Source organism: Bacillus sp. z50 (genome assembly GCF_058313585.1).
On record NZ_JBZFQL010000001.1, the window covers coordinates 603,963 to 626,398 of the forward strand.

At 38.9% G+C, this 22,436-nt stretch carries 28 protein-coding genes; 4 read left to right on the forward strand and 24 right to left on the reverse strand.

What is annotated here, in order from left to right:
- Nucleotides 1-4: 4 nt before the first annotated feature.
- The 11 genes from resA to AC4G3N_RS02855 all read right to left on the reverse strand — a co-directional run bounded on the left by resA (nt 5) and on the right by AC4G3N_RS02855 (nt 9,106).
- Nucleotides 5-532 carry a thiol-disulfide oxidoreductase ResA gene (resA, locus tag AC4G3N_RS02805; protein ID WP_066107578.1) on the reverse strand — a complete coding sequence of 176 codons (528 nt, stop codon included), beginning with the start codon at nt 530-532 and terminating at the stop codon, nt 5-7.
- Between the two features lie 86 nt (nt 533-618).
- The gene (gene rluB, locus AC4G3N_RS02810) at nt 619-1,347 is read right to left on the reverse strand and encodes a 23S rRNA pseudouridine(2605) synthase RluB (RefSeq protein ID WP_066107581.1); all 729 of its coding nucleotides are present in this window, start codon (nt 1,345-1,347) and stop codon (nt 619-621) included.
- A gap of 224 nt (nt 1,348-1,571) precedes the next feature.
- Nucleotides 1,572-2,102 (reverse strand): spore maturation protein, encoded by a 531-nt coding sequence (locus AC4G3N_RS02815; protein ID WP_139891721.1) that lies wholly within the window; start codon nt 2,100-2,102, stop codon nt 1,572-1,574.
- Nucleotides 2,102-2,695 (reverse strand): nucleoside recognition domain-containing protein, encoded by a 594-nt coding sequence (locus AC4G3N_RS02820; protein WP_066107588.1) that lies wholly within the window; start codon nt 2,693-2,695, stop codon nt 2,102-2,104. The genes AC4G3N_RS02815 and AC4G3N_RS02820 overlap by 1 nt, the downstream gene beginning before the upstream one ends.
- On the reverse strand, nt 2,688-3,815 hold the full coding sequence (locus AC4G3N_RS02825) for a D-alanyl-D-alanine carboxypeptidase family protein (protein ID WP_066107848.1): 1,128 nt from the start codon (nt 3,813-3,815) through the stop codon (nt 2,688-2,690). Before AC4G3N_RS02825 ends, AC4G3N_RS02820 begins: the two co-directional genes overlap by 8 nt.
- 323 nt (nt 3,816-4,138) lie before the next feature.
- The gene (modB, locus tag AC4G3N_RS02830; RefSeq protein WP_140461605.1) at nt 4,139-4,795 is read right to left on the reverse strand and encodes a molybdate ABC transporter permease subunit; all 657 of its coding nucleotides are present in this window, start codon (nt 4,793-4,795) and stop codon (nt 4,139-4,141) included.
- Nucleotides 4,796-4,804: 9 nt separating this feature from the next.
- Entirely contained in the window at nt 4,805-5,587 is a 783-nt protein-coding gene (modA, locus tag AC4G3N_RS02835; RefSeq protein WP_139891720.1) for a molybdate ABC transporter substrate-binding protein, read from the reverse strand.
- 255 nt (nt 5,588-5,842) lie between these two features.
- Nucleotides 5,843-6,859: a GTP 3',8-cyclase MoaA gene (gene moaA, locus AC4G3N_RS02840; protein WP_219847589.1), complete on the reverse strand. Its 1,017-nt coding sequence runs from the start codon at nt 6,857-6,859 to the stop codon at nt 5,843-5,845.
- A 132-nt stretch (nt 6,860-6,991) separates the two neighbouring features.
- The gene (gene moaD / locus AC4G3N_RS02845; protein ID WP_066107599.1) at nt 6,992-7,225 is read right to left on the reverse strand and encodes a molybdopterin converting factor subunit 1; all 234 of its coding nucleotides are present in this window, start codon (nt 7,223-7,225) and stop codon (nt 6,992-6,994) included.
- On the reverse strand, nt 7,222-7,668 hold the full coding sequence (locus tag AC4G3N_RS02850) for a molybdenum cofactor biosynthesis protein MoaE (protein ID WP_066107853.1): 447 nt from the start codon (nt 7,666-7,668) through the stop codon (nt 7,222-7,224). Before AC4G3N_RS02850 ends, moaD begins: the two co-directional genes overlap by 4 nt.
- 181 nt (nt 7,669-7,849) lie before the next feature.
- Complete coding sequence (locus AC4G3N_RS02855; RefSeq protein ID WP_491089687.1) at nt 7,850-9,106, reverse strand: molybdopterin molybdotransferase MoeA; 1,257 nt, start codon at nt 9,104-9,106, stop codon at nt 7,850-7,852.
- Between the two features lie 64 nt (nt 9,107-9,170).
- Here AC4G3N_RS02855 and moaC point away from each other — a divergent pair, with 64 nt between their 5' ends.
- Nucleotides 9,171-9,659, forward strand: a complete 489-nt coding sequence (gene moaC, locus AC4G3N_RS02860; protein ID WP_491089688.1) for a cyclic pyranopterin monophosphate synthase MoaC — start codon at nt 9,171-9,173, stop codon at nt 9,657-9,659.
- A 141-nt stretch (nt 9,660-9,800) separates the two neighbouring features.
- On the opposite strand, the gene AC4G3N_RS02865 is transcribed toward moaC, so the two are convergent.
- From AC4G3N_RS02865 to AC4G3N_RS02895, 7 genes are all read right to left on the reverse strand, one after another.
- On the reverse strand, nt 9,801-10,820 hold the full coding sequence (locus AC4G3N_RS02865) for a ThiF family adenylyltransferase (RefSeq protein ID WP_491089689.1): 1,020 nt from the start codon (nt 10,818-10,820) through the stop codon (nt 9,801-9,803).
- A gap of 201 nt (nt 10,821-11,021) precedes the next feature.
- Nucleotides 11,022-11,534, reverse strand: a complete 513-nt coding sequence (locus AC4G3N_RS02870; RefSeq protein ID WP_139891716.1) for a MogA/MoaB family molybdenum cofactor biosynthesis protein — start codon at nt 11,532-11,534, stop codon at nt 11,022-11,024.
- 155 nt (nt 11,535-11,689) lie between these two features.
- Nucleotides 11,690-12,559: a superoxide dismutase gene (locus AC4G3N_RS02875; RefSeq protein WP_139891715.1), complete on the reverse strand. Its 870-nt coding sequence runs from the start codon at nt 12,557-12,559 to the stop codon at nt 11,690-11,692.
- Between the two features lie 148 nt (nt 12,560-12,707).
- A complete protein-coding gene (locus tag AC4G3N_RS02880) occupies nt 12,708-13,196 on the reverse strand; it encodes a DUF3907 family protein (RefSeq protein ID WP_139891712.1) in 489 nt (162 codons plus the stop codon).
- A gap of 222 nt (nt 13,197-13,418) precedes the next feature.
- Nucleotides 13,419-13,796: a hypothetical protein gene (locus AC4G3N_RS02885; RefSeq protein ID WP_491089690.1), complete on the reverse strand. Its 378-nt coding sequence runs from the start codon at nt 13,794-13,796 to the stop codon at nt 13,419-13,421.
- Between the two features lie 12 nt (nt 13,797-13,808).
- Nucleotides 13,809-14,387 carry an SMC-Scp complex subunit ScpB gene (scpB, locus tag AC4G3N_RS02890; protein WP_066107622.1) on the reverse strand — a complete coding sequence of 193 codons (579 nt, stop codon included), beginning with the start codon at nt 14,385-14,387 and terminating at the stop codon, nt 13,809-13,811.
- Nucleotides 14,374-15,141: a segregation/condensation protein A gene (locus tag AC4G3N_RS02895; RefSeq protein WP_066107623.1), complete on the reverse strand. Its 768-nt coding sequence runs from the start codon at nt 15,139-15,141 to the stop codon at nt 14,374-14,376. The genes scpB and AC4G3N_RS02895 overlap by 14 nt, the downstream gene beginning before the upstream one ends.
- Before the next feature lie 175 nt (nt 15,142-15,316).
- Between AC4G3N_RS02895 and AC4G3N_RS02900 the strand changes: the two genes are divergently transcribed.
- Both AC4G3N_RS02900 and AC4G3N_RS02905 read left to right on the forward strand, forming a co-directional pair.
- A complete protein-coding gene (locus tag AC4G3N_RS02900) occupies nt 15,317-15,412 on the forward strand; it encodes a YjcZ family sporulation protein (RefSeq protein WP_066107625.1) in 96 nt (31 codons plus the stop codon).
- A 176-nt stretch (nt 15,413-15,588) separates the two neighbouring features.
- Nucleotides 15,589-16,113 carry a DUF309 domain-containing protein gene (locus tag AC4G3N_RS02905; protein ID WP_491089691.1) on the forward strand — a complete coding sequence of 175 codons (525 nt, stop codon included), beginning with the start codon at nt 15,589-15,591 and terminating at the stop codon, nt 16,111-16,113.
- A gap of 32 nt (nt 16,114-16,145) precedes the next feature.
- Here AC4G3N_RS02905 and AC4G3N_RS02910 read toward each other — a convergent pair whose 3' ends face one another.
- Complete coding sequence (locus AC4G3N_RS02910) at nt 16,146-16,511, reverse strand: GNAT family N-acetyltransferase (RefSeq protein ID WP_066107629.1); 366 nt, start codon at nt 16,509-16,511, stop codon at nt 16,146-16,148.
- A 373-nt stretch (nt 16,512-16,884) separates the two neighbouring features.
- Here AC4G3N_RS02910 and AC4G3N_RS02915 point away from each other — a divergent pair, with 373 nt between their 5' ends.
- The gene (locus tag AC4G3N_RS02915; protein WP_066107633.1) at nt 16,885-17,757 is read left to right on the forward strand and encodes a DUF1002 domain-containing protein; all 873 of its coding nucleotides are present in this window, start codon (nt 16,885-16,887) and stop codon (nt 17,755-17,757) included.
- A 39-nt stretch (nt 17,758-17,796) separates the two neighbouring features.
- Here AC4G3N_RS02915 and lysA read toward each other — a convergent pair whose 3' ends face one another.
- The 5 genes from lysA to AC4G3N_RS02940 form a co-directional block, all read right to left on the reverse strand.
- Nucleotides 17,797-19,104: a diaminopimelate decarboxylase gene (gene lysA, locus AC4G3N_RS02920; protein WP_140461616.1), complete on the reverse strand. Its 1,308-nt coding sequence runs from the start codon at nt 19,102-19,104 to the stop codon at nt 17,797-17,799.
- A 106-nt stretch (nt 19,105-19,210) separates the two neighbouring features.
- Complete coding sequence (locus AC4G3N_RS02925) at nt 19,211-20,683, reverse strand: spore germination protein (RefSeq protein WP_066107639.1); 1,473 nt, start codon at nt 20,681-20,683, stop codon at nt 19,211-19,213.
- Entirely contained in the window at nt 20,643-21,245 is a 603-nt protein-coding gene (gene spoVAEA, locus AC4G3N_RS02930; protein ID WP_066107642.1) for a stage V sporulation protein SpoVABEA, read from the reverse strand. The genes AC4G3N_RS02925 and spoVAEA overlap by 41 nt, the downstream gene beginning before the upstream one ends.
- Nucleotides 21,246-21,267: 22 nt before the next feature.
- A complete protein-coding gene (locus tag AC4G3N_RS02935; RefSeq protein WP_066107644.1) occupies nt 21,268-21,681 on the reverse strand; it encodes a stage V sporulation protein AB in 414 nt (137 codons plus the stop codon).
- Nucleotides 21,674-22,291 carry a stage V sporulation protein AA gene (locus tag AC4G3N_RS02940; protein ID WP_491089692.1) on the reverse strand — a complete coding sequence of 206 codons (618 nt, stop codon included), beginning with the start codon at nt 22,289-22,291 and terminating at the stop codon, nt 21,674-21,676. Before AC4G3N_RS02940 ends, AC4G3N_RS02935 begins: the two co-directional genes overlap by 8 nt.
- Nucleotides 22,292-22,436: the final 145 nt, after the last annotated feature.

Here is a 22,436-nt window from a genome sequence, read left to right on the forward strand (position 1 = left end):
CTTGTTATGGCTGTATTTTCTCCATCATCTTTTGAATCTTCTCTTCAGTTAAACTACCAGTGGTTGAATCTACGACCTTACCATTTTTATCAATTAAAAATGTGGCCGGCAAGGGATTAATCAGATACTGATGCTGCACCTGATTGTCCTTATCGATGACAACCGGAAAAGTAAGCCCATGTCTTTGAACAAATTTATTCACGACAAAATCAGATTCATTTACATTGACAGCTAATACCTGTACACCTTTATCTTTGAACACTTCATATTGACTTTGAATATAAGGCATTTCATATTCACATGGTTTACACCACGTCCCCCAGAAATTCAGAAACACTCCCTGCCCCTTATAATCCTCTAACACATGCTTAACCCCTTCAAGATCTGTCAGAGCAAAGTTTGGAGCGGTTTCATTCATTTTAAGGGTTTTTTCCTTGTCCATGGTTAAACTCGAAAATACCACATAAATGACGGCTCCAGCTAAAAGGGCCAGAACCCCTATTCTCATCCATTTACGCTTTTGTTTGGTCAAAAAAGTTCCCTCCCGCTATGCTTTAGACACACAAGAATATAGCGCTGCCAGAAAGGCACTAATTTAGGGCAGCGCTACGGTTGTATTTACTTATCTTTATGAAGCGCCATAGAACGCAGTTGCTTTACTTCATGTGGTGTTAACTCTCTGTAATCTCCAGGACTAACACCGTGCAACGTCAAGAATCCATATCTTTCACGTTTAAGTTTGATAACGGGCATCCCAATCGCTTCAAACATACGGCGGACTTGGCGGTTTCTGCCCTCATGAATCGTCAGCTCTACAATAGAGGACTGTTTTCTGCGATCCATTGATAGCAATTTAGCTTTCGCAGGGGCTGTTTTACCGTCTTCCAATTGAACACCACGTTCCAATTTCTTTATTATTTCGCGGGATGGAATACCTTGAATTTTCGCTACGTACGTTTTTTCTATTTCGTACTTTGGATGCATCAGGGCATTGGCAAACTCACCATCATTCGTCAGCAGGATCAAACCTGATGTATCGTAATCCAGTCTGCCTACTGGATAAATCCGTTGTTTGATCAGTGGAAATAAATCTGTTACGGTCTTTCTCCCTTTGTCATCGTTGGCAGCGGAAATGACACCTCTTGGCTTATAAAGCAGAAAATATACCGGTTCTTCCTTTTCTACAGGTACTCCACTTACCTCTATTTGATCATTTGGGCCAACCTTAACGCCAAGCTCTTTTACAATCTTACCGTTAACAGTTACTTTGCCTTCTACGATTAACTGTTCCGCTTTTCTTCGGGAGGCGATTCCTGCCTGTGCTATCACTTTTTGTAATCTTTCCATTTTAATCACCTGTCTAATTTTACTTTTTCTGTATTCTTTACTCAAATAATAGGCATTCTACCTAGTTGTTCATTATACTTTGTTTTTGCAGAAAGTGATATGTCCTATCACGCATATTATTTCATTACTTACTAAGAAACACAAAAAAATCGGCTTTTTATACCGATTTTTGTTAAATCTGACTATTTTTTCACTTCTTTTAGCATTTTGTGACAAATTTGTGTCTATTGGAACATAATAGCAGCTAATAAGATTGCCGCACCAATCCCGACGAGGTCAGCTAACAATCCCACCTTTAAAGCATCTCCCATTTTCTTAATTCCTACTGCACCGAAATAAACAGTTAAGACATATAAGGTTGTATCCGTGCTCCCCTGGATTGTGGAAGCAACCTTCCCTATAAAAGAGTCAGGTCCATATGTGGCAATCAAATCACTGACCATGCCGAGAGAAGCATTTCCCGATATGGGTCTTATTAAGGCTAAAGGTACTACCTCTGAAGGCACACCTAAGAAGTTTAATACCGGTTTCATCCAGCCTATCAGCAAATCCATAGCACCTGAAGCACGAAAAATAGAAATGGCCACCATCATACCAATGAGATAGGGAATAATCGAAAATGTGATTTTTATCCCATCTTTTCCGCCTTCCACAAAACTCTCGTAGGTCGGGACCTTCTTTATGGCACCCATGACAAGGATGAGCAAGATAACCACAGGTATCATCCAAATTGATATGGTTGAGATCCAGTGCATCAATCCATCCCCTTTCTTACTCTTTTCCAGTAGAAGTACCGATCTAAAATAATAGCTGCTATCGTTGCAATGACGGTTGCCAAAAAGGTCGGGCCGACAATTTCTGTCGGATTGGCTGAATTATAATGAATGCGGATTCCTATGACGGTTGTTGGAATAAGCGTCAGCCCAGAGGTATTCAATGCCAGAAACGTAATCATAGAGCGGCTTGCTGTATCCTTTCCGCCATTTAAGTCCTTTAATTGTTCCATCGCCTTTATACCCAGGGGTGTAGCTGCATTTCCCAGTCCAAATGTGTTCGCCATTATATTGGATACGATATATCCCATTGCCGGATGATTTGGCGGCACATCTGGGAAAAGCCTGGATACGATTGGCTTTGTCAAACGTGTTAAACTATCCAATAGACCTGCCTCTTCTGCAATCTTCATGATGCCCAGCCAAAAAACAAGGACACTCATAAGGCCGAAGCATAGAGTGACCGATTCTTTTGCACTCTTAAAGATCGCTTCATTAACTTCCGCCATTGTTCCAGTAAACATCGCATAAATGATTCCAATTATACTGATTCCGACCCATATATAATTAACCATTTGTGTTTACACCTGAAAAAGTATAGAAGACGTCTTTCCATATATCGAAGACAGTTTGATCTTTTTTATGTAGATAAACCGGTTTAGATATAAGCGTTTGTCCATCAAGAATTAAATTCACCTTTCCAACCTTAGCCGGAAGATTTTTTCCTTTTTTCCACTGTTTTTTGGGCTTTTTCAGTTCATACTTTACTTCGACCTCCTCTTGTTCTTTTTGCGTAAGCGGGTAGGATAACGATGATTTTAAATAAGCTTTATTTTTATAAAATCCTTTTTTTATCGTTTTTATGTCTCCACGCGGTACTACTTCAGTTAATGTGTAATTGTTAAATCCCGCCTCAAAAAGAGCTATATGATCAGCCCAATCTGTAGAATCATCGATAGTAACCGTAATAAGATCCAATCCATCCTTGGATGCAGTTGTCACTAGCGTGCGGCGCGCTTTTTTTGTATAACCTGTTTTACCGCCTGTGGTGTATTTATATTTTTCCGTTAACAGCCTGTTTTTGTTTTTCCAAACACGGTCCCATACTTCATTCGGGTTGGGTGCCCGATGGATCTTAGTTCCGGCAATTTTCTGATACATTTTATTCCCCATCGCATACTTAGTTAGGATTGCCATATCATAGGCTGTGGAATAATGGTTATCAGAATCATCAAGACCATGCGGATTGGTGAAATGACTGTTCTTCATGCCAATCCATTCTGCTTTCTGATTCATTAATGCAGAAAAACCCTCCACACTTCCTCCCACATATTCAGCAATGGCAATCGCCGCATCATTTCCTGATCTGAGCATAAGTCCATAAACAAGGTCGCTTAATTTTATTTTTTCTCCTACCTGCAAATAGATCGCCGATCCCTCTGCTTTTAAAATCGCATCTGTCACCGTTACAGTTTTATCCATCTTCCCCGATTCAATCGCAAGAATTGCGGTCATAATTTTAGTAATACTCGCTATCCTTCGTTTTGTATGGGCATCCTTCTCATATAAAATCCGGCCGGTGCTCTGCTCAATCATAATTGCACTTTTAGCCCCTGTTTGGATTCTTTCAAGTTCTTGCGCTTGTGCAGAAACTGTTTTTATCGGCGAAAGTAAACTTGCCAAACACAAAATCATAATGAGGATGGTGCCTGCCAGCTTCCATAACACTAAGCGGATTGGATCGTTCTTTACTGAAAGATTACGTTTCGAGTTATATTTCTTACGTTTATATTTGAAAGAGTACACTTTCACCACACTCGTCCCCTTCATGTTTTTGTACAAGTCTATGCGCTTAATTTCTTAAATATTCGAAGACAGGTTATTCAGGGTGAGTGATAAGTGAATTAGATTATGTATGAAGGAGGATGCTAAAATTCTTCAGGTAATAATTACATAAAAAAAAGGCAACTAAAAGTTTATGTAAACTTCGTTGCCCATTTACGATCAGTGATGAATCTTCACTCTTTTTTTAATTGAATCACGAACAGCATGAGAAAAGATAGTAAGAATATAGCTAAAACCCACATCCATGCTATGAGCATGTTGCCCGAATCAAGGGCTGTATAAATAGCTATCGGAACTGTTTGCGTAACGCCTGGAATATTTCCAGCAAACATTAAAGTAGCGCCAAACTCCCCCAATGCTCGAGCAAAGCTTAAAATACCGCCCGTCATAAGCGCTCTCGATGCTAACGGAAGGGAAACATGAAGAAAAACCTGCCATTTACTTGCTCCATCTACTCGAGCAGCATCTTCGATTTCATGGTCAATACCTTGAAAACCAGACTTAGCTGATTGATACATAAGGGGAAAAGCCACAATCGTAGCAGCAATGACAGCCGCCCACCAAGTAAATATGACTGGCTTCTCAAAAATCCACTCAATTGCTTGTCCAATGATACTTTGCTTTCCCAACAAGACAATCAAAATAAATCCTACTACTGATGGCGGCAGAACTAGAGGCAACATAAGAAATGTCTCAAAAGCCGCTTTTCCCTTAAAAGATTTCATAGCTAAATAGCGGCCAATAAATGTCCCTGATATGATAACAATTATTCCCGAAACCACTGCTATTTCAATTGAAAGAATAATAGGTGATAAAAATTCATGTAACATATTCATTCCTCAGTTCACTATGAATCCGTATTCCTCAAATATGGCCGTTGCTTCCTTCGATTGAAGAAAGTCATAATATCTCTTTGCTTCAACAGGAAATTTTGTATCATTTAGAATACCTAAAGGATACATAATAGGTGTATGGTGTTCTTTATTTGCCGTCGAGATGATCCTACTGTTATCTGATACAAGAGCATCTGTTTTATATACAATACCAGCGTCTACATTACCTGTTTCAACATACGACAGAACTTGTCGAACATCTTTTGCTAAAATGAGTTTACTCTCTACCTCATCCCATATTTCTAGTACTTCTAATGTTTCCTTGGCATATTTTCCTGCAGGAACAGATTCAGGAATACCAATTGCGATCTTATCGATTGTTCCATTCATTAAATCTTCAAAACCACTAATTTTGTTAGTTTCATTAGGACTCGGAGCAATTAAAACAAGTTCATTTTCTAATAAATTGATATGCTCCCCGTCCGCAATCATTTCTGCCGTAATTAATGATTCAAACTTATCTTCTGAAGATGATAAAAACAAATCCACAGGAGCACCTTGCATGATTTGCTGCTGAAGCACACCGGAGCCAGCAAAATTATATGTAATATTCATTTCTGGATTTTCTTTTTCAAAAACAGCTTGAATGTCTCTTAGCGCATCCTGCAAACTAGCTGCAGCTGAAATTCTTAGTTCTACTTTTTCTTCTTTAACTTCTTGTTCAGAACATGCAACTAGAGTAATGACTAAAAGGAATAGCATTGTAAAAATCGATACAGATTTTTTCATGTAATCCTCCTTGATGTATACCTACTTAAACAGAAATCATCTCAAGATTCAGTCTAATTTTAATGAAGAGCGTTTCTGATTTCACTTAATCCAGCTTAGTCTCCTGGTTCCTCAAGGGTTTATGGATCCCCTTTAAGATGGGTAACAGGGGGTGTGGGTCACAAAGGCTTAGCCTCATAACGTGATATTCTTAGCCTATGTTCCTTGACCAGTCCTTCTTAGGACTTCACTAAAAAAATCTAGTAAATTGATCTATTAACCACCTATAAAGAACATCCCTATCTTTTTTCTATTAGATATCGTTTGTTCCGTCCGTTCATCAGAATAACGGTCCGCCCTCAATTCCCAAACTTGACGAATGTGGTCCAGCAGTTCCTCATCTGTTACACCTCTACGGATTAATTCTTTTAAATCATAGCCCTTTGAGGCAAACAAGCACGTATAAAGATGTCCATTCGATGAAACCCGTGCCCTTGTACAGGAAGAACAAAAAGAATCCGACACGGATGTGATAAAACCAATTTCGCTCTTGCTATCTTTATAGCGATAGCGTTTAGCTACCTCTCCAAAATATTGCTCATCAACAGCCTCTAAATCGAAAACCTTAGACAGCTTTTCATATAGTTCTTTTTTCGCTACAACCTCTTTGAAACTCCATCCATTATCATTACCTACATCCATAAATTCGATAAAGCGCAGAGTTACACCCATCTTTTTAAAATAAGAAGCCATTGGGATGATATCATGATCATTGACTCCCTTTTGTACGACCATATTAACCTTGACCTGAAAGCCAAGGTTAACGGCATTCTCTATATTACGAAGAATAATAGAGGGCTGAATGCCACGACCATTCAACTGACCGAATACTTCGTTATCTAAAGAATCAAGACTAATATTTAAACGTCTTAGCCCAGCATTGTATAAGTCATGAGCATACTTTGAAAGCAAAAGACCATTCGTAGTTAAACCAATATCCTCAATTCCCTCTATTTTCACTAACCTTTCAACTAATTTAGATAAATGACTTCGTAATAAGGGCTCCCCGCCTGTTAAACGCAGCTTTTTTACACCAAGACCTGCAAATAAACGGACTGTTCGTTCTATCTCCTCAAATGTCAGAAGCTCTTGTTTCTTTAAAAACGCATAATCATCTCCAAAGATTTCTTTAGGCATACAATATGTACAGCGGAAATTGCAGCGATCCGTAACTGATAGCCGCAAATCACGAATCGGTCTTTTTAATTTATCCAATAAAGACTGTGAGGTCATGGTTATTCCCTTCTTTTCATTCGGTTTCCAGGTCATTGATATTATCAAATACCACCCTTTGTATTCTCCGGCGGAATTTCATTTATCCATCTAACTCTTACTGTCCTTAACAGCTGTAAAAACGCGTTTTCTTTAACCTCCACTAACTGGAGGTATAAACACCACCACATCTCCATCTCTAATTTTCTCATCTTCTGTCACATATTCTTCGTTTATCGCAACAAGGACTGAATGCTTTTCGAAGTTTGGATAGGTTTCTTCTGCCCATTGCAGCAACTCTCGGACAGACCATTCCATTCGTTCGATGTTCTCTTCCGCTTTACCGGTCAAGTCTCGCATACTTGCAAAATAGAGAATTTTTATCATTTTATTGACTCCTCTGATAATGGCTTTTTATGTTGATTCCCCACCCATACTTCCCCATTTTCCCAAATCTCCTTTTTCCAAATTGGAACAATTTGTTTAATCCGTTCAATCGCATATTCGTTTGCTTCATAAGCATTCTTTCTGTGAGGTGAAGAAATAGCTATAACAACGGCTATATCTGATATTTCCAATTGTCCAATACGATGAGCAATCGCCACTCGTGTACCCGGCCATTTCATTTCAATTTCTCTACCAATTTCCGCCAGCTTTTTTTCAGCCATTGGTCCATACGCTTCATATGCCAAGGATAATGTTCGAACACCGTTTGTCCATTCCCTTACATGACCGGAGAACACGGTTACTGCGCCCGCTCCCTCGTGTAATACATAATCTGCATATTTTTGAACCTCTATTGGATCTTGAACTATTTCAAATGGTTTCATGATCATCACATCCCTGTATAATCTAGCATCCATCACTAGCATCCATATATTCAATGACTCTTCTTCTACCGACTGCGACATCATATGTTTACTGACGGACATAGATTTTTTGATAATATCCAACCGGTTCCCATAAGTGTTGTTTTCCCCTATTTTTATAAACCTACGATTAATCAAACTTTCATAGCATCCATCGAGATGCACCTTCCTCTACTCCCAATAGCAATAAATCAACTTCATCTCCAGCCTTCCAGCCCTTTTTTCCACCGGGGAGAACGATAAATGCATTTCCCCTAGCAATGGATGTAACCGCATTCGATTTATTAAAACCAGCAGGAGTCGCGCTTAATCCTGAAGAAGTTACTTCATACGTTGCTCGAATAAAACGAGTAAACGGATTAGCATCCAAAAAATCTTCTGCTAATGCAGCCTTTACGTTTGGCATAAACGGTTTACAGCTACCCATCATTTTTAACAGGGTAGGACGAACAAATAATTCAAAGCCCGAATAACAGGCAGATGGATTTCCAGATAAACCAAATAAATACTTTCCATTATTCACTGCTACTGTCGTAACACTACCTGGGCGTATGGCTACTTTATTAAATAAGACATTCGCTCCAAGATGTGAATAAATGACTGGCATAAAATCAAAATCTCCAACTGAAACACCACCAGTTGTAATAAGACAATCTGTCTCTTCAATTGCTCTTTCCACTGTTTGTAGGGATTGCTTTAGATTATCCGCTTGAATACCATATGTATGATTTTCAATTCCCATCCGTTTCAGCTGTGCTTCAATCATGGGTCCGTTACTATTGCGGATTTTGCCTGGTACAAGATCATCCTCTACTGCCAATAATTCTGTACCTGTAGATAAAATACCAACTACTGGCTTCTTGGCTACTTTCACGTGCGTATATCCAAAGGTCGCCAACAACGCAATCACACCTGGAGTAATGAACGCCCCCTCTTCAATAAGCCGTTCATCTTTCCTGGCATCTTCTCCTTTAGGAGAAACATTTTCATTCATTTCAAATGATTTATAAATAGATATGTGATCTTCCTGTTCTATCACCTGTTCAAGCATAACAACAGCATCTGCATCCTTAGGCATCATCGCCCCGGTCATAATCCGAATGGCTTCTCTGGGAGCAAGTGTCTTTTTAGAAATATATCCAGCTCCAACCTCATCAATTACCTGAAAGGATACGTGATGCCCGTCTGAGGCTCCAACTGAATCGGAGGAATGAATGGCAAATCCATCATATGCCGATCGATCAAATGGAGGAACATCATGTTTAGCAATAATCGGTTCCGCTAAAATTCGGCCATATGCTTCTGACAAAGGGACAATTTCAGCTGAAGCAGGTTGTATTTCCTTCATAATTTTCTCTATTGCTGCTGAAATTGGTATTGGTATTCTTTTTTCTACCATTCTTTTATCTCCTTACAAATAGAATGCTATACTATGGATAAATCATATAGAAAGGATGTTTTCCATGACAAAATTCACTCATTTCAATGAACAGGGTCGTGCCAAAATGGTTGATGTTTCCCATAAAGATAAAACCGTTCGGACTGCTCTTGCTAAATCTTCTATTCTTGTAAACCAACATATTTATGCTCAAATTTTTGATTATTCAAATAAAAAAGGAGATGTCTTTGCCGTTGCCCAGGTTGCTGGAATTATGGCTGCCAAACAAACATCTTCTATTATTCCTATGTGTCACCCTATCCCGCTATCTGGTATCAATATCGAATTCAATTGGGAAATAGATGAAGCAAACTCCCATTATGAAATTAGTATTCTTACTGAAGTTAAAACAATAGGTGCGACCGGTGTCGAAATGGAAGCACTTACGGCAGCATCTGTTTCAGCATTAACCATTTATGATATGTGTAAAGCCTCCGGTAAAGAAATGGTCATTGGGCCAACCATGCTTTTGAAAAAGACTGGTGGTAAAAACGGTGATTACACGCGTAGCTGAAGAGATAAATTGAAGGTTTAGCTACACTTTTCGGTTAGCTTATATTTTAAAAAAAGTTAACCGAATGGACTTCCTTCCATTTCTCCTGCAGCAAGCTAGACAGAGCTGTTCATTCTTCCATGGCCTTTTTCCGACACTATATTACCCAAACATTTGATGAAATAATTTTCGACCTTCCGTGCTATCCTGTAACCCATGTATTAACAGTCTCCCATTTGTAAACAAGATCATTCGATATTGTTCTGTATGAAATTGGATAAAATAAGGAGTCTTTTTAAATCGATATCCCTGCCTTATTGCCAGTCGCTCAGCATCTTCTAAAGATACACGGCGATTAGCTTGAGGGATGATTTGTATAGTGTCTCTCCCGCATAACACCATAGATTTCATTTCTTCGCTTTTTTCGAGCGAAGGATATACAGGACAATGTCCGCATGTAGGACAATCCTCTTTTTTAATACGAGATACTCCAACCTCTAAGCTGGTATGATTCCAAACATCAAAATGATATACTTTTCCCCGCAACTTCTCCGGATGACCAGTTAACCATTGCATTACCTCTGTGCATTGATGGGCTGCTGTAATTTGAACGGCTGGAGCAATAACTCCAACCGTATCACAGGTTTCATTTAACGAGGGCAAAGCCGGGAAAAGACATCTGAAACAAGCCGTTTTACCCGGTATGAAAGTGAAAACAGTGCCACTCGCACTTACACAGGCCCCATACACCCAAGGTATCCCATATTTATGTGCAGCATCATTTATAGCCATTCTTGTTTCAAAATTATCAGTTGCGTCTACCAAGATATCACATTTTTCTGCTATGTCTTCGATGAATGGACCATCTGCATTATCTAAATACGTAAAGAGGTGAACATCTGAACGGATTTCCTTCAATCGTTGCTCAGCAGCTATCACTTTAGCTGTCAGATTCAAAGCATCTTTCTCCACAAATAACTGCTGTCTATGTAAGTTGGACATTTCTACAAAGTCACGATCCACTAAATGTATCGCCCCTATACCGGCACGAACAAGTGCCTCCGCTATTACCGATCCAAGTGCACCGCAACCGATAATACCTACTGTTGATTCAGCCAAGCGTATTTGACCATCGCAGCCAATAGGCTTAAACAACTCTTGCCTAGAAAATCGGGTACCCATGTTCATTGGCTCCTTTATTTAAACGAACTATCTACTCATCTCTTTAATAGTCTTACACGTTCTCCAATCTGCCGACCAGATAATGGATTGTATTCCATTTTATATTATCAGAAAATTAAATACAATAGACCTCACCAGTGAATCATTATTTGACTAAAAAAGATGAAACCTATTACATGAAGGCTTCATCTTTTTTATACCTTATAGATCCTTTTTCAGTTCTCTTACGACATGTGCTAACTCCGGCAAAATCAATTTATTCATTGCCAGCTCCACTGCCCCAGTGGAACCAGGTGTTGCGAAGATTACCTTCCCTTGCGTTACTCCGGCGATGGCTCTGGATAAAATAGCTGCGGAACCAATATCCTCCTGATAACTCAGCATTCGAAAAATCTCACCAAACCCTGGCATTTCTTTATCTAGTAAACCCTTAATTGTTTCAATCGTTACATCCCGATAGGCAATCCCAGTACCGCCATTACAAATAATGGCATCAACCTCTTTATCCTCTAACCCAGCTGAGAGTTCCTGCTGAATCGCATCCTGCTCATCCTTCACTATTTGGTAGCGCGTAATGATATGTCCAGCTGACTGCAACAAACGCATCATAAGCTGCCCGCTTCGATCCGTATGCTCATCTCTTGTATCACTTACCGTAAGCACCATTACCTTCACACAATCCGGAGCCGATCCCCGATGCTCTATTAAACTCATGCCTATCCCTCCCTCCCATCATATTATCACAAATATTGGAAGTAATAGATTGCCCAGTAAGGAAGTATAAGGGGATAAACTAGACCTCAACTAAAAAGGTCAACCAAAGTCTTGGTCAACCTTTAAGAATAAACCTGGTGTATTTGAACGTACTTTTATTTCTTATATATTTTCCAGCCAATTTTCCGTGCCTGTTCAAATCGTTCGCTAACATCGTCCCAATTCACCAAATTCCACCAGTTGTTTATATAAGCCGGACGATCGGTCTTGTATTGTAAATAATACGCGTGTTCCCAAACATCCAATACTAATAAAGGGATTGTATCCCATTGCGTCAGTATCATATGCCGTTCAGATTGTAAAATTTCCAGCCGATGGGCTCGATTGGACCAAACTAAAATCGCCCAGCCTACACCTTCCACTTTTTTGGCAGCTTCGGTAAATTCCTTTTTAAATTTTGCAAAGCTGCCAAAATCTCTTTTAATAAAGTTCATTAATTCACCTGTTGGTTCCCCACCGCCATCAGGCTTCATATTGTACCAAAATATAGTGTGCAAATAATGCCCTGATCCGTGAAACGCAGCTTCTCTCTCCCAATGCTTTAAAAGGTCATAGTCATCCTTATCGCGGGCTTCTTTCATTTTAGTTTCGGCTTTATTCAGACCATCTACATATGTCTGATGATGAATAGTATGATGCAATTTCATAATCTCCCGGTCTATAAAGGGCTCCAAAGCATCATAGGAGTATGGCAATGGCGGCAAGGCATGTCTTCCAGGCGGTACATATGAATCGCCATTATGTGCCTTTTGAACAGATTCATCCAGCTCCTCCATCATATTTTGAAGCTTTATTAGCTCATGTTGGGATGGAGTTTTATTTTTCATGCTGTTTAAAAGGGCCGTGAGATTATCAACCCGCTCCATGATCAAGCTTCGAAATGACTCCTCTTGATTGGTTGCCCATTCAACAATCGCAGTCTTCCATTTATCTACTTCTTCCCAATACTTTTTAAAAGGATTCATATTCATCAACCTCCCCGTCATACAACAATATTCAAGAGGAGGTTGACTTAATTCTTATTTTTTCAATGAAATAGGTATGACTTTCCAATTAAAAATAAATCCAAATAAAAATGCGATTACACTATACGTAATCGCACTTCATATCCTGTTAATTTGATTGAACCATCTTTGTCCGATAATCGGTTTCATAGTATTCAAGTTCTTCTCTGATTTTTTGAACATCAAATTCCAGTTTTGTAATCAGGCTTTTCAAGCTTTCTGGTGCTTCTTCACGGAATTTTATACAATTGCGCCCTGTATACGCTGAACGGCTGTCCTCAAACCATAAATCACTTTTTGGAGCAAAATATTCTTCAATACATTTATGATATACGCGGTAAAGAACTCGCTCTGCAGCGCCTTTATTAAATGGTTCGTTTTTAAGGACAATCCTGCAAGCCTCTAAGCCTTCTTCACAATAAACCAGCAGCTTGCGGATTGTTGAAAACAAGCCCTTATAATAGAGCTCATCGCCGCTTTTTTCCTCCATCAAACGATCAATTGTCATTTCATTCATGTAAATCTCGAGAGTTTGTACTGTTTGCTCCAAAAATGTTGTTACATCCTCCAACTGGCTCTTCACTAATGTATTACCCAACCGGAACCCTCCCTTAAAAATTCAAACCCTTTGATCATGTAAAACTCCACTATTCCTTGTGTTCATTTACTTTCTAATAGGACAACAAACTCTTAACCTTCCCTGGCCATAATCGTTTCTTTTAAGCTCAGTTACTAAATAGTTTACCATATTCAACCTACTTTTTATTGTTGATTAACGTTCAGGGAGGAATAATTTACATTATTATACGACAATTCAAGCTCAAACTTCTGGATTTTTTTCCATTTTATTTAAAATTTCTTTTATTCGGGCGTATGGTAAATCTTTAAAAATAGTTAAAAAGATAGCCTCAGAATTTATATATACCCGTTTTCTTTCATGAAAATGCGAATTTTGCAACAAACAAAGGAGGGCAACAATATCTCTCAACGTATATCCTGTCAGTAATTCCTGAACCTGGGACACCCACTCACCCTCTTGTTCTAACAAAACTTCTTCAAAATACCGAAGATAAATAACCTGAAATTCTTTTATTTTTCCATTTTGCTTGTATGTCACGGTTGAACGATTGAAAAAATCCTCAGGTGAATTGGGTTTTTCCTTTTCTAACTCATATCCTATACAAGACAAGATTTTCAAGCTTCATCCTCCTTATTCCATCTCTTGGAATTTATGAAAAAACAAATCTGCTTCCTCGTCATTAAATCCATCATCTGTGTCATCCTGTAGCGCCGGCAGCTCGTCCAAAGATTTTAAACCGAAGTAATCCAAAAACTCCTTGGTCGTTCCGTATAAATAGGGTCTTCCCGCCCCTTCTGCACGACCCGTTTCCTGAATTAAAGCCTTGGCCATTAAGGTTTGTAAAGGGCGTTCCGTTTTGACACCGCGGATAGCCTCAATCTCAATTCTGGTTATAGGCTGTTTATAGGCGATAATCGCCAATGTTTCCAGTGAAGCCTGCGAAAGTGTGTGTGCCGAAGGTGTTTCAACAAGCTTTTTCAAATAGGGGGCATGCACTTTTTTTGTCGCCAATTGGTAGACACCGGCCAATTCAACAACACAGATCCCGCGATCTTCATTTTGATATAGCTCTTTAAGATCATATAACGCATCTTTTGCCTCTTCTTCTGTCACTTCCATTACGGATGAAATTTGCTCAAGAGATAACCCTTCATCACCTGCCGCAAAAAGTAATGCTTCCAATATTGATTTCCAATTAACGATATCCAACTGTAAAATCCTCCTGCTTCCATTCTATGAAAATTTCCTCGAAGTTATTTGTTTGTTCCACCTGAATTTCATTTTGCTTCATTAATTCCAGGACAGCAAGAAAGGTGACAACTAACTGCTCTTTTTCCTCTGTGTTAAAGAGAGAGGTAAATAAGACCTTTTCTCTTTTTTCCTTAAGATAATCCTTTATTTCCTGAATCCGTTTATCTATCGTAATTTCCTGACGTGTAATTCGAGTTTGTAACGGTTTTCTTAATTTTTTTCGTCTCATTAATTTTTGAAAGGCGCTCAGCATATCATAAAGGCTGACATCTAAGTCATGGCGTTCCGTTTTTACATCTTCCGTATATGGCGATAAATCAATCGGAGGTTTAGTAAATAATAACGCCCTTTCAGCTTCCATATTTTTAAACTCATCAGCTGCCTCTTTATATTTTTTATATTCAAGCAGCTGTGTAACTAATTCTTCACGAGGATCGTCACTCATCAAGAATTCATCCTCTTCCTCATCCCATTCCTCTTCATGTTTGGGTAGGAGCATTTTACTTTTAATAGCTAAAAGTGTTGCCGCCATGACTAAATATTCACTGGCTATATCCAGTTCCAGCTCCTTCATGGTGTGGATATAGGCAACATATTGTTCGGTGATTTCAGAAACAGGAATATCATAAATATCTATTTCTAATCGATTTATTAAATGCAGTAATAAATCGAGTGGACCTTCAAATGCATCTATCTTTATTTTATAACTCATCTCTTTATAGGCACTCCTACTTATTTCAACTAGTTTAAGTATAATTTAACTCAAGCTTCTTTCCAATAGAATGAACAAATTGATTTTCTAAAAGGTGGGCAAAAGCCCATACATTCCAGTATGGATTACATAGTATGACAATGTAAAGAAAAGATCCAAAGAGGAGGATTCACAAATGGGAGATGGCGCAGTTGGAGGTTACGGTAGCGGATTTGCGCTAATCGTAGTGTTATTCATTCTACTCGTAATTGTTGGAGTAGCTTGGTGTTAATTAAATGATGAATCTAAGGAACAGGCTGTCGACTAGGTTGATAGCCTGTTTCTATTGTTATCAGCTAGATAATCCCGCTCTTCTCACCATTTAAAATCCTTATTCTTTTCTTATCCATGTTCGTTCATGTATATTTATCTATAATCATAGAGAGATATTGAGGTGACAATAACCAAATGAACTACCCAATTGAGTTCATTCAGTACTTAGCCGAATTTCATGGAAGCAGAGATTATTTTGAATGCCATGAAATACTTGAAGAGTACTGGAAAAAACATCTCCCGTTAGATCGAGAATCTGTATGGGTCGGATTTATCCAGCTGGCCGTCGGTATGTATCATTACCGCAGAAATAATGAATCAGGAGCTATTCGCACCTTACAAAAATCAAAGCAAATTTTAAACAAACATACCGAAGAAGTGAATCAATTAGGTATGGATTCAGATGGTTTACTCCAATTACTGACTGACTCCATACATAGGTTAAAAAACAATGAACCATACAAAAGTCCATTTTTGCCGATTGAAGATCCAGATTTGCTCGCGGCCTGCCAAACCATTTGCAAAGAATATGGATATTCATGGAATTGCAGCAGCAATCTTACTGATCCATTATTAGTGAATAGGCATTCTACCCGTGATCGTACAGATGTTATTCAGGAACGATTCAAGCAACTTCAAAAGCGCAGCAAAAATAAATAGAGAAACCCTCTTAAATAAGGGTTTCTCTATTTTCATGCTTTATTATCGGCTTCACAATCCAGACATTTTGAAATAAACTCCGCTGTTATATCTCTGGAAATAATTTCGTATCCCTCATATAATTCAATCAGACAGTTTACCATTTCATGGCCAACTCCCAGACCCCTATGAGAGGGATTAACGGATAAATCGGTTACCGTAACCGTCTTTCCATCCAAATCTACCCCGATCAGACCTATAATGTCCTCATCTTGTTTCCAAAGATATAGTTGCCTGTCTGATTCTGTTTCATATGATTTAACAGTATTCTGGAGCTTCTTTAAATCTTTTTCATCAGGCATAAAAGATAATAAACCCATTGCGATTTTTTCAAAGCTCTTCTTGTATCTAATTAACATGTTTGATCCCTCATTAAATGAGAATAATAGAATGGTATTTAATAATCTTTCTTATCATACTAGTTTTTAACAATGAATTCAACTGACACAAATGCAAAGTCCTTTCTTTGCCATGCTAGACAACAGACATACATTTTATCCCAAAAAGGCTTTATATATACAATTCTAACGATTCGTACCCTATACAATATAGCCAAAATGGATAGAAATAACTGTAAAAGAATGCAAGAAAGAATAGACAATCTTCCAATTCCATTATAATATGACAGAGTTAACACAATTGGCAATTTGTTTGCCTAGATTACTATAACTACATAAAAAAATGAAACTTTTATCATTTTTTTACGTCTAACTGGTACGGGAGGTTATCACAATGAAAAAACAGCTTTTAAAATTAATGTCAGTTTTGTTGGCAGTTAGTTTTCTCATCCCTAGTGTAGCTTTGGCTGATATGCAAAGAGGCGACATGGTCGTTACACTTGGCGAAAACCTGACTCAGGAACAAAAAAAATTATTGTTAGCTGAAATGGACGCTCCAAAGGATGTAGAGATTGTAACAGTTTCTAATTCAGAAGAGCATAAATACTTGGATGGTAAAATTGCAAGCAGACTGATTGGAACAAAAGCAATCTCCTCTTCATCCATTACGATTGCTGCCAAAGGTTCCGGGATTACGGTCAAAACGAAAAATATCAATTGGGTAACAGAAGATATGTATAAAAACGCCTTGGCAACTGCCGGTATAAAAGATGCAGAGATTTATGTTACGGCTCCTTTTGAAGTTTCCGGTACAGCTGCCTTAACGGGCTTAATTAAAGCATACGAAGTGACAACAGACACCAAAATATCTGAGGAACAAAAACAAGCCGCCAATGAAGAAATGGTTGAAACAGCCAAACTAGGTGACCAAATCGGTACAGATGAAGCTACATCACTGGTTGAGTCCATTAAAGAAGAGATCGCTGTTAACCCGCCTCAAAATGATGCTGATTTGCGCAGCATCATCGAAAAGGCAGCAGAGCAGCTTGGCATCACGTTGACGGAGCAACAGATCCAGAGCCTAATCGATTTATTTAACAAGCTTCAGGATCTAGGAATTGACTGGAACAAAGTTGGAGAGCAAATAAATGCCGCTAAAGATAAAGTGACCAATTATCTTCAATCAGAAGAAGGGCAATCCTTCCTTGATAAATTAAAAGCATTTTTTGTAAGTCTAATCGACGCAATTAAATCCTTATTCTCCTAATACAATTAGAGGCTGCCGGAAATGGCAGCCTCTAATTATTTATTCATATAATGGCAGGTCATTTTTTATTAGATCTTCAAGACTCTCTCTTTTCACAACAAGACGCGATTCCCCATTTTCTACAAACACAACCGCAGGACGACGGAGCCTGTTGTAGTTATTGGACATTGAGTAACCATATGCACCTGTACAAAAGACCGCCAGCAGATCCCCAGGCTTAACCTTAGGCAGCGGAAGATCCCAAATTAACATATCCCCGCTTTCACAGCACTTCCCTGCTATGGCTACTTCTTCAAATACTTCATCATTCAGGCGATTGGCAAGAGCAGCTTCATAATTTGCCTGATAGAGAGCAGGACGAATATTATCACTCATTCCTCCATCAACCGCCCAATATTTACGAGTTCCCGGCACATGCTTACTTGATCCAATTTCGTAAATGGTTGTTCCGGCATCCCCAACCAATGAGCGCCCTGGTTCAATCCAAATTTCCGGCATAGACAGACCAGCTTCTTCAAAATCGGATTTTACTTCACTCACAATTTCTTCTACATAGCGAGAGACAGGAATAGGCTCATCCTCTTCTGTATAACGGATTCCAAAACCACCACCTAAATTTAAAACCTTTGGTGAAAATCCATATGTTTGATTCCAATTCGCAATTTGTTCACTAATCTTTTTAGCGGCCAAAATAAATCCGGTTGTTTCAAATATTTGTGAACCAATATGGCAGTGTATACCCAATACGTCAAAATACTCGCTCCGCAGTACAATTTGCAGAGCTTGTTCCGCCTGGCCATTCCATAGATCAAATCCAAATTTAGAATCCTCTTGTCCTGTTAGAATATAATCATGAGTATGCGCTTCAATTCCAGGAGTTACCCGTAAAAGTATGGAGCATAGTTTACCTTTCATTTTGCACAGCTCTTCTAAAATAGCAATCTCGTGAAAATTATCAATTACGATACAGCCAACCCCCGCTTCAAGCGCCATTTCTAATTCATCAACACTTTTATTATTTCCATGTAAATGAATCCGTTCAACCGGAAATCCGGCCTGGAGGGCTGTATACAATTCGCCTGCAGAAACTACATCCAAAGATAGCCCTTCTTCCATAGCAAGCTGAAACATCGCAATGGAAGAAAAGGCTTTGCTCGCATAGGCCACCTGAGCATCAACACCCAGCCTGCCAAACGTATCTCTGAACATTCTTGCCCGTTCTCTAATTAAAGCCACATCATATATGTATAAGGGAGTGCCATATTGCTCTGCAAGAGAAACAGTATCTACTCCCCCTATTTCTAAATGGCCATGTTCACTCATTTTTCCTGTCCCATAAAAGTGCATGTAAACTCCCCCTTGACGTTATAACAAAAATAGACAGCCATTAATGCTGTCTATTTTTTGAATAGTATAACTACTTTATCACACTAATACCCTAATTCAAAATGAATTATTTTGTACGATCCACCGGATGTAAAATCCGCGGTCTTAAATGTCTGCCAGGCACCGGCCTTCTGATAATAATATTCGAAAGGGCTTTGGGTGCAAATGGGATAAACGGCCATAAATAGGGTGTAGATAACGTATTTAATCTGGTTAGAAAAAAAATGAAGAGTGTATTGGCAACCATGTACCCGGGTACATGGAACAAAGCAGTAAAAATTAAAATCAGATAGCGCATATATTTATTGGCCAAGCCGAGCTCCAAGCTTGGAGTGGCAAAACTGCCAATCGATGCAATGGCTACATATAGTAATACCTCAGGTACCATCCAACCAACATCAATGGCTATTTGACCAATTAGGACGGCAGCAATAAGTCCCATGGCTGATGATAAAGGAGCAGGTGTATGTATCGAAGCAATTCTGAGCAGTTCAATTCCAACCTCCGCTACAGCAATCTGTAATAGAATATGAACATGTGCATCATCCTGCGGACCAATAAACTTCATAGTTTCTGGTAGCAAATGGGGTTCCAATACAAATAATAACCATAATGGCAATATAAAAAGAGAGGCAAAAATACCGAGAAAACGGAACCATCTAAGAATGGTGCCCACTGAAGCTGCCTGTCTGTATTCCTCTGCATGCTGGACATGATGGAAAAAGGTCGTCGGTGTAATCATGATACTTGGCGACGTATCTACATAAATAAGGACATGCCCTTCGAGTAAATGGTTGGCTCCTACATCTGCCCGCTCGGTATAGCGAACCATTGGATAAGGATTATACCCTTGATTGACCAAATATTCCTCAACCGTTTTTTCGGCCATCGTCAATCCATCAATTTCAATTGATTTCAGTTCATCCCGAATGATATTAACGAGCTTCGGATTAGCTACCCCATCAATATATCCAATCGCAATATCTGTTTTGGAGCGTTCTCCAACACGCATAATTTCGAATCGCAAACGTTCATCGCGAATTCTCCTGCGTGTTAAGGCAGTGTTAATAATAATATTTTCAACATAACCGTCCCTTGCTCCTCTTGTGATCCTCTCTGTATCCGGTTCCTGGGGCTGTCTCCCCGGATAACTCCTCACATCTACGATCAGAGCTTTTCCGCTGCCTGCAACAATAATGGAAATCAAGCCTGACAATACCTGATCTACCATTTCATCCATCGTTTGAACAACCTCGACAGATTGTTGTACTAGCCGATTTTTAACCAGGTCATAGATAGGGACATCCAAGGCATTGTCTTCTTGTTCATTAATATCAGTCAATGTCTCTAAAATCTCTATGATAAAACTGGTATCACACAAACCATTAACATAATACATTTGCATCATTGTATCGCGAATCAGGATTTCTCTTACCCCTAAATCAAAACTTACTCCAAGACCCACATTTTTCTCCATGTATTGCTTTACGGCCTGTATGTCACTCGATATGGGTGTTTTCTCCTTTTGATTGGCCTGCATGGTATCCACTCCTTTCGAGAATCAGTTTTACAGCACTAAGTGTTATGGGACTGCCTTTAGCAATATCATCATATTTAGACATTTTGCCTATATCACCAATACCGACAACAATAGGTGCATGAATAGAATCGATACTATAGACTGTATCTCCATTAATTCGTTTAACATCCATTTCTGGTATTCCAAATTTATCAACGCCAAATCCGGTAAGATTCCCTTCGCGATCAATACAGACATCTACTTTTGTCCATTCTTCCTGTTTCGTTTTTGAAGCAACGGCAAGAATTCCAAGAAGATTGATATCAGGGTGTTCCGCAACATATTTCATTAACTGCTCACCAGCCCCTTCTCCGACCAGACCACTGTCATCAAACATAACCAACACCGGGTCATGGGCTGCAGATTTAATGAGTTTAATCAGTTCAGCTCCGCCCATTTTTGTTGGATTTCCATAGGAGGATGAAATGCAGCGACCGCCGATTTCTTTTGCTACATGTTCGATCGTTCTTTTCGCATATTCGTCTCCATCTGTGATAATGATGATATTTCGCTTCCCTTTCAACTCTTTCACCGCCCTATGACTTTTATTGATTATAAACAATCCACTGAAATAGTGAGCCCATTATTTTCCCGAGAACAAGCGCCATCAGAATATATAGAATCCGCTCCTGCATTCCGATTCTTTTTGCCAAGATCGGAAAGACATTTAAAACCTCTGTCAAAGCTGCTGCTAGCATCCCGTTAAAAACGCCGCTAAATATGCCCATGATTGATAGGAGTATCGGAGTTAATCCCAATGAAAAGTCCCATAAGCTGGATATGGTCCCACCTATTGCTCCGAGTATAACCGCACTTTCAAAATAATGAACAGATTGAACCTTCGTAAGCTGTGTAAGCCTTGGTATAATATTAAGGACAGTCAGGAAAGCCACATATCCGGCTCCGACCGATACCCCACCTGAGAATCCAACTATCAGCACAAAAACGAACTCAGTCATCTTTTACGGAAGTAATCGAATGTTTGTTTTCATTCATAATGATGTATTGATCTAAATCCTGCTGATAGTTAAACATCTCTACTTCCATTGGACTTGGTTCATCATTTAATCTTTTTGTGAAAATATGATTAAAGAACAAAATCATCCCAATTCCGAGTCCAAATGAATAGGGTATTTGAAATACAAGTGGATTTGCAGAATGCTTACCGGTAATCATATAATAGAGACGTTCATGCAGCTCCCTCATACTGACATCCTCATGAAAATTCATAATCGCAAAGCCAGCCCCTATAAAAAGAACAATCCACACAAGAATAAACAAAAGGTTCGATACTTTCTTCGTTTTACGTTCTACCTCTACAATTGTTTGCGATGGGCCATAGGTGTCCATTTTCATTTCGGGAAAATGCTGAAAAATTGCTTGGAGAACAACCGTTACATCCATAATAAAAACATTTTTATTCTTCGAAAATTCACCCAGAACTAAACTTCCAACCTTTTCTTTTACTTCGTCTGTCCCAATTATATTGGCAATATCCGAAAGTCTTATCGGATGGTTCGGCAAAACTTTCGCCCGATATTTTAAACGGATATAAACACATTCCTCCATGAATATTTTCATCCCCATTTCCTTAATTCACATGTATTTATAGTATGGTTAGAAAAATCAGGAACCATACCAAAAATCATAAATTAGTTTATAGAGAGAAACATTCAATCGCAAAAAAAAAAAAAAAACCGTACGAACCAGCACT

Bases quoted from the DNA above. Each gene is read 5' to 3' on its own strand.
- AC4G3N_RS02815 (WP_139891721.1), bottom strand. From the start codon at position 2,102: ATGCACTGGATCTCAACCATATCAATTTGGATGATACCTGTGGTTATC.
- AC4G3N_RS02915 (WP_066107633.1), top strand. From the start codon at position 16,885: ATGAAAAAACAGCTTTTAAAATTAATGTCAGTTTTGTTGGCAGTTAGT.
- AC4G3N_RS02910 (WP_066107629.1), bottom strand. From the start codon at position 16,511: ATGTTAATTAGATACAAGAAGAGCTTTGAAAAAATCGCAATGGGTTTA.
- lysA (WP_140461616.1), bottom strand. From the start codon at position 19,104: ATGCACTTTTATGGGACAGGAAAAATGAGTGAACATGGCCATTTAGAA.
- modB (WP_140461605.1), bottom strand. From the start codon at position 4,795: ATGTTACATGAATTTTTATCACCTATTATTCTTTCAATTGAAATAGCA.
- AC4G3N_RS02895 (WP_066107623.1), bottom strand. From the start codon at position 15,141: ATGAGTTATAAAATAAAGATAGATGCATTTGAAGGTCCACTCGATTTA.
- AC4G3N_RS02855 (WP_491089687.1), bottom strand. From the start codon at position 9,106: ATGGTAGAAAAAAGAATACCAATACCAATTTCAGCAGCAATAGAGAAA.
- moaA (WP_219847589.1), bottom strand. From the start codon at position 6,859: ATGACCTCACAGTCTTTATTGGATAAATTAAAAAGACCGATTCGTGAT.
- AC4G3N_RS02825 (WP_066107848.1), bottom strand. From the start codon at position 3,815: ATGATTTTGTGTTTGGCAAGTTTACTTTCGCCGATAAAAACAGTTTCT.
- AC4G3N_RS02900 (WP_066107625.1), top strand. From the start codon at position 15,317: ATGGGAGATGGCGCAGTTGGAGGTTACGGTAGCGGATTTGCGCTAATC.
- AC4G3N_RS02850 (WP_066107853.1), bottom strand. From the start codon at position 7,668: ATGAAACCATTTGAAATAGTTCAAGATCCAATAGAGGTTCAAAAATAT.
- moaD (WP_066107599.1), bottom strand. From the start codon at position 7,225: ATGATAAAAATTCTCTATTTTGCAAGTATGCGAGACTTGACCGGTAAA.
- AC4G3N_RS02925 (WP_066107639.1), bottom strand. From the start codon at position 20,683: ATGCAGGCCAATCAAAAGGAGAAAACACCCATATCGAGTGACATACAG.
- AC4G3N_RS02820 (WP_066107588.1), bottom strand. From the start codon at position 2,695: ATGGTTAATTATATATGGGTCGGAATCAGTATAATTGGAATCATTTAT.
- rluB (WP_066107581.1), bottom strand. From the start codon at position 1,347: ATGGAAAGATTACAAAAAGTGATAGCACAGGCAGGAATCGCCTCCCGA.
- AC4G3N_RS02875 (WP_139891715.1), bottom strand. From the start codon at position 12,559: ATGAATCCTTTTAAAAAGTATTGGGAAGAAGTAGATAAATGGAAGACT.
- AC4G3N_RS02870 (WP_139891716.1), bottom strand. From the start codon at position 11,534: ATGAGTTTAATAGAGCATCGGGGATCGGCTCCGGATTGTGTGAAGGTA.
- modA (WP_139891720.1), bottom strand. From the start codon at position 5,587: ATGAAAAAATCTGTATCGATTTTTACAATGCTATTCCTTTTAGTCATT.
- moaC (WP_491089688.1), top strand. From the start codon at position 9,171: ATGACAAAATTCACTCATTTCAATGAACAGGGTCGTGCCAAAATGGTT.
- AC4G3N_RS02935 (WP_066107644.1), bottom strand. From the start codon at position 21,681: ATGACTGAGTTCGTTTTTGTGCTGATAGTTGGATTCTCAGGTGGGGTA.
- AC4G3N_RS02905 (WP_491089691.1), top strand. From the start codon at position 15,589: ATGAACTACCCAATTGAGTTCATTCAGTACTTAGCCGAATTTCATGGA.
- AC4G3N_RS02865 (WP_491089689.1), bottom strand. From the start codon at position 10,820: ATGGGTACCCGATTTTCTAGGCAAGAGTTGTTTAAGCCTATTGGCTGC.
- AC4G3N_RS02940 (WP_491089692.1), bottom strand. From the start codon at position 22,291: ATGGAGGAATGTGTTTATATCCGTTTAAAATATCGGGCGAAAGTTTTG.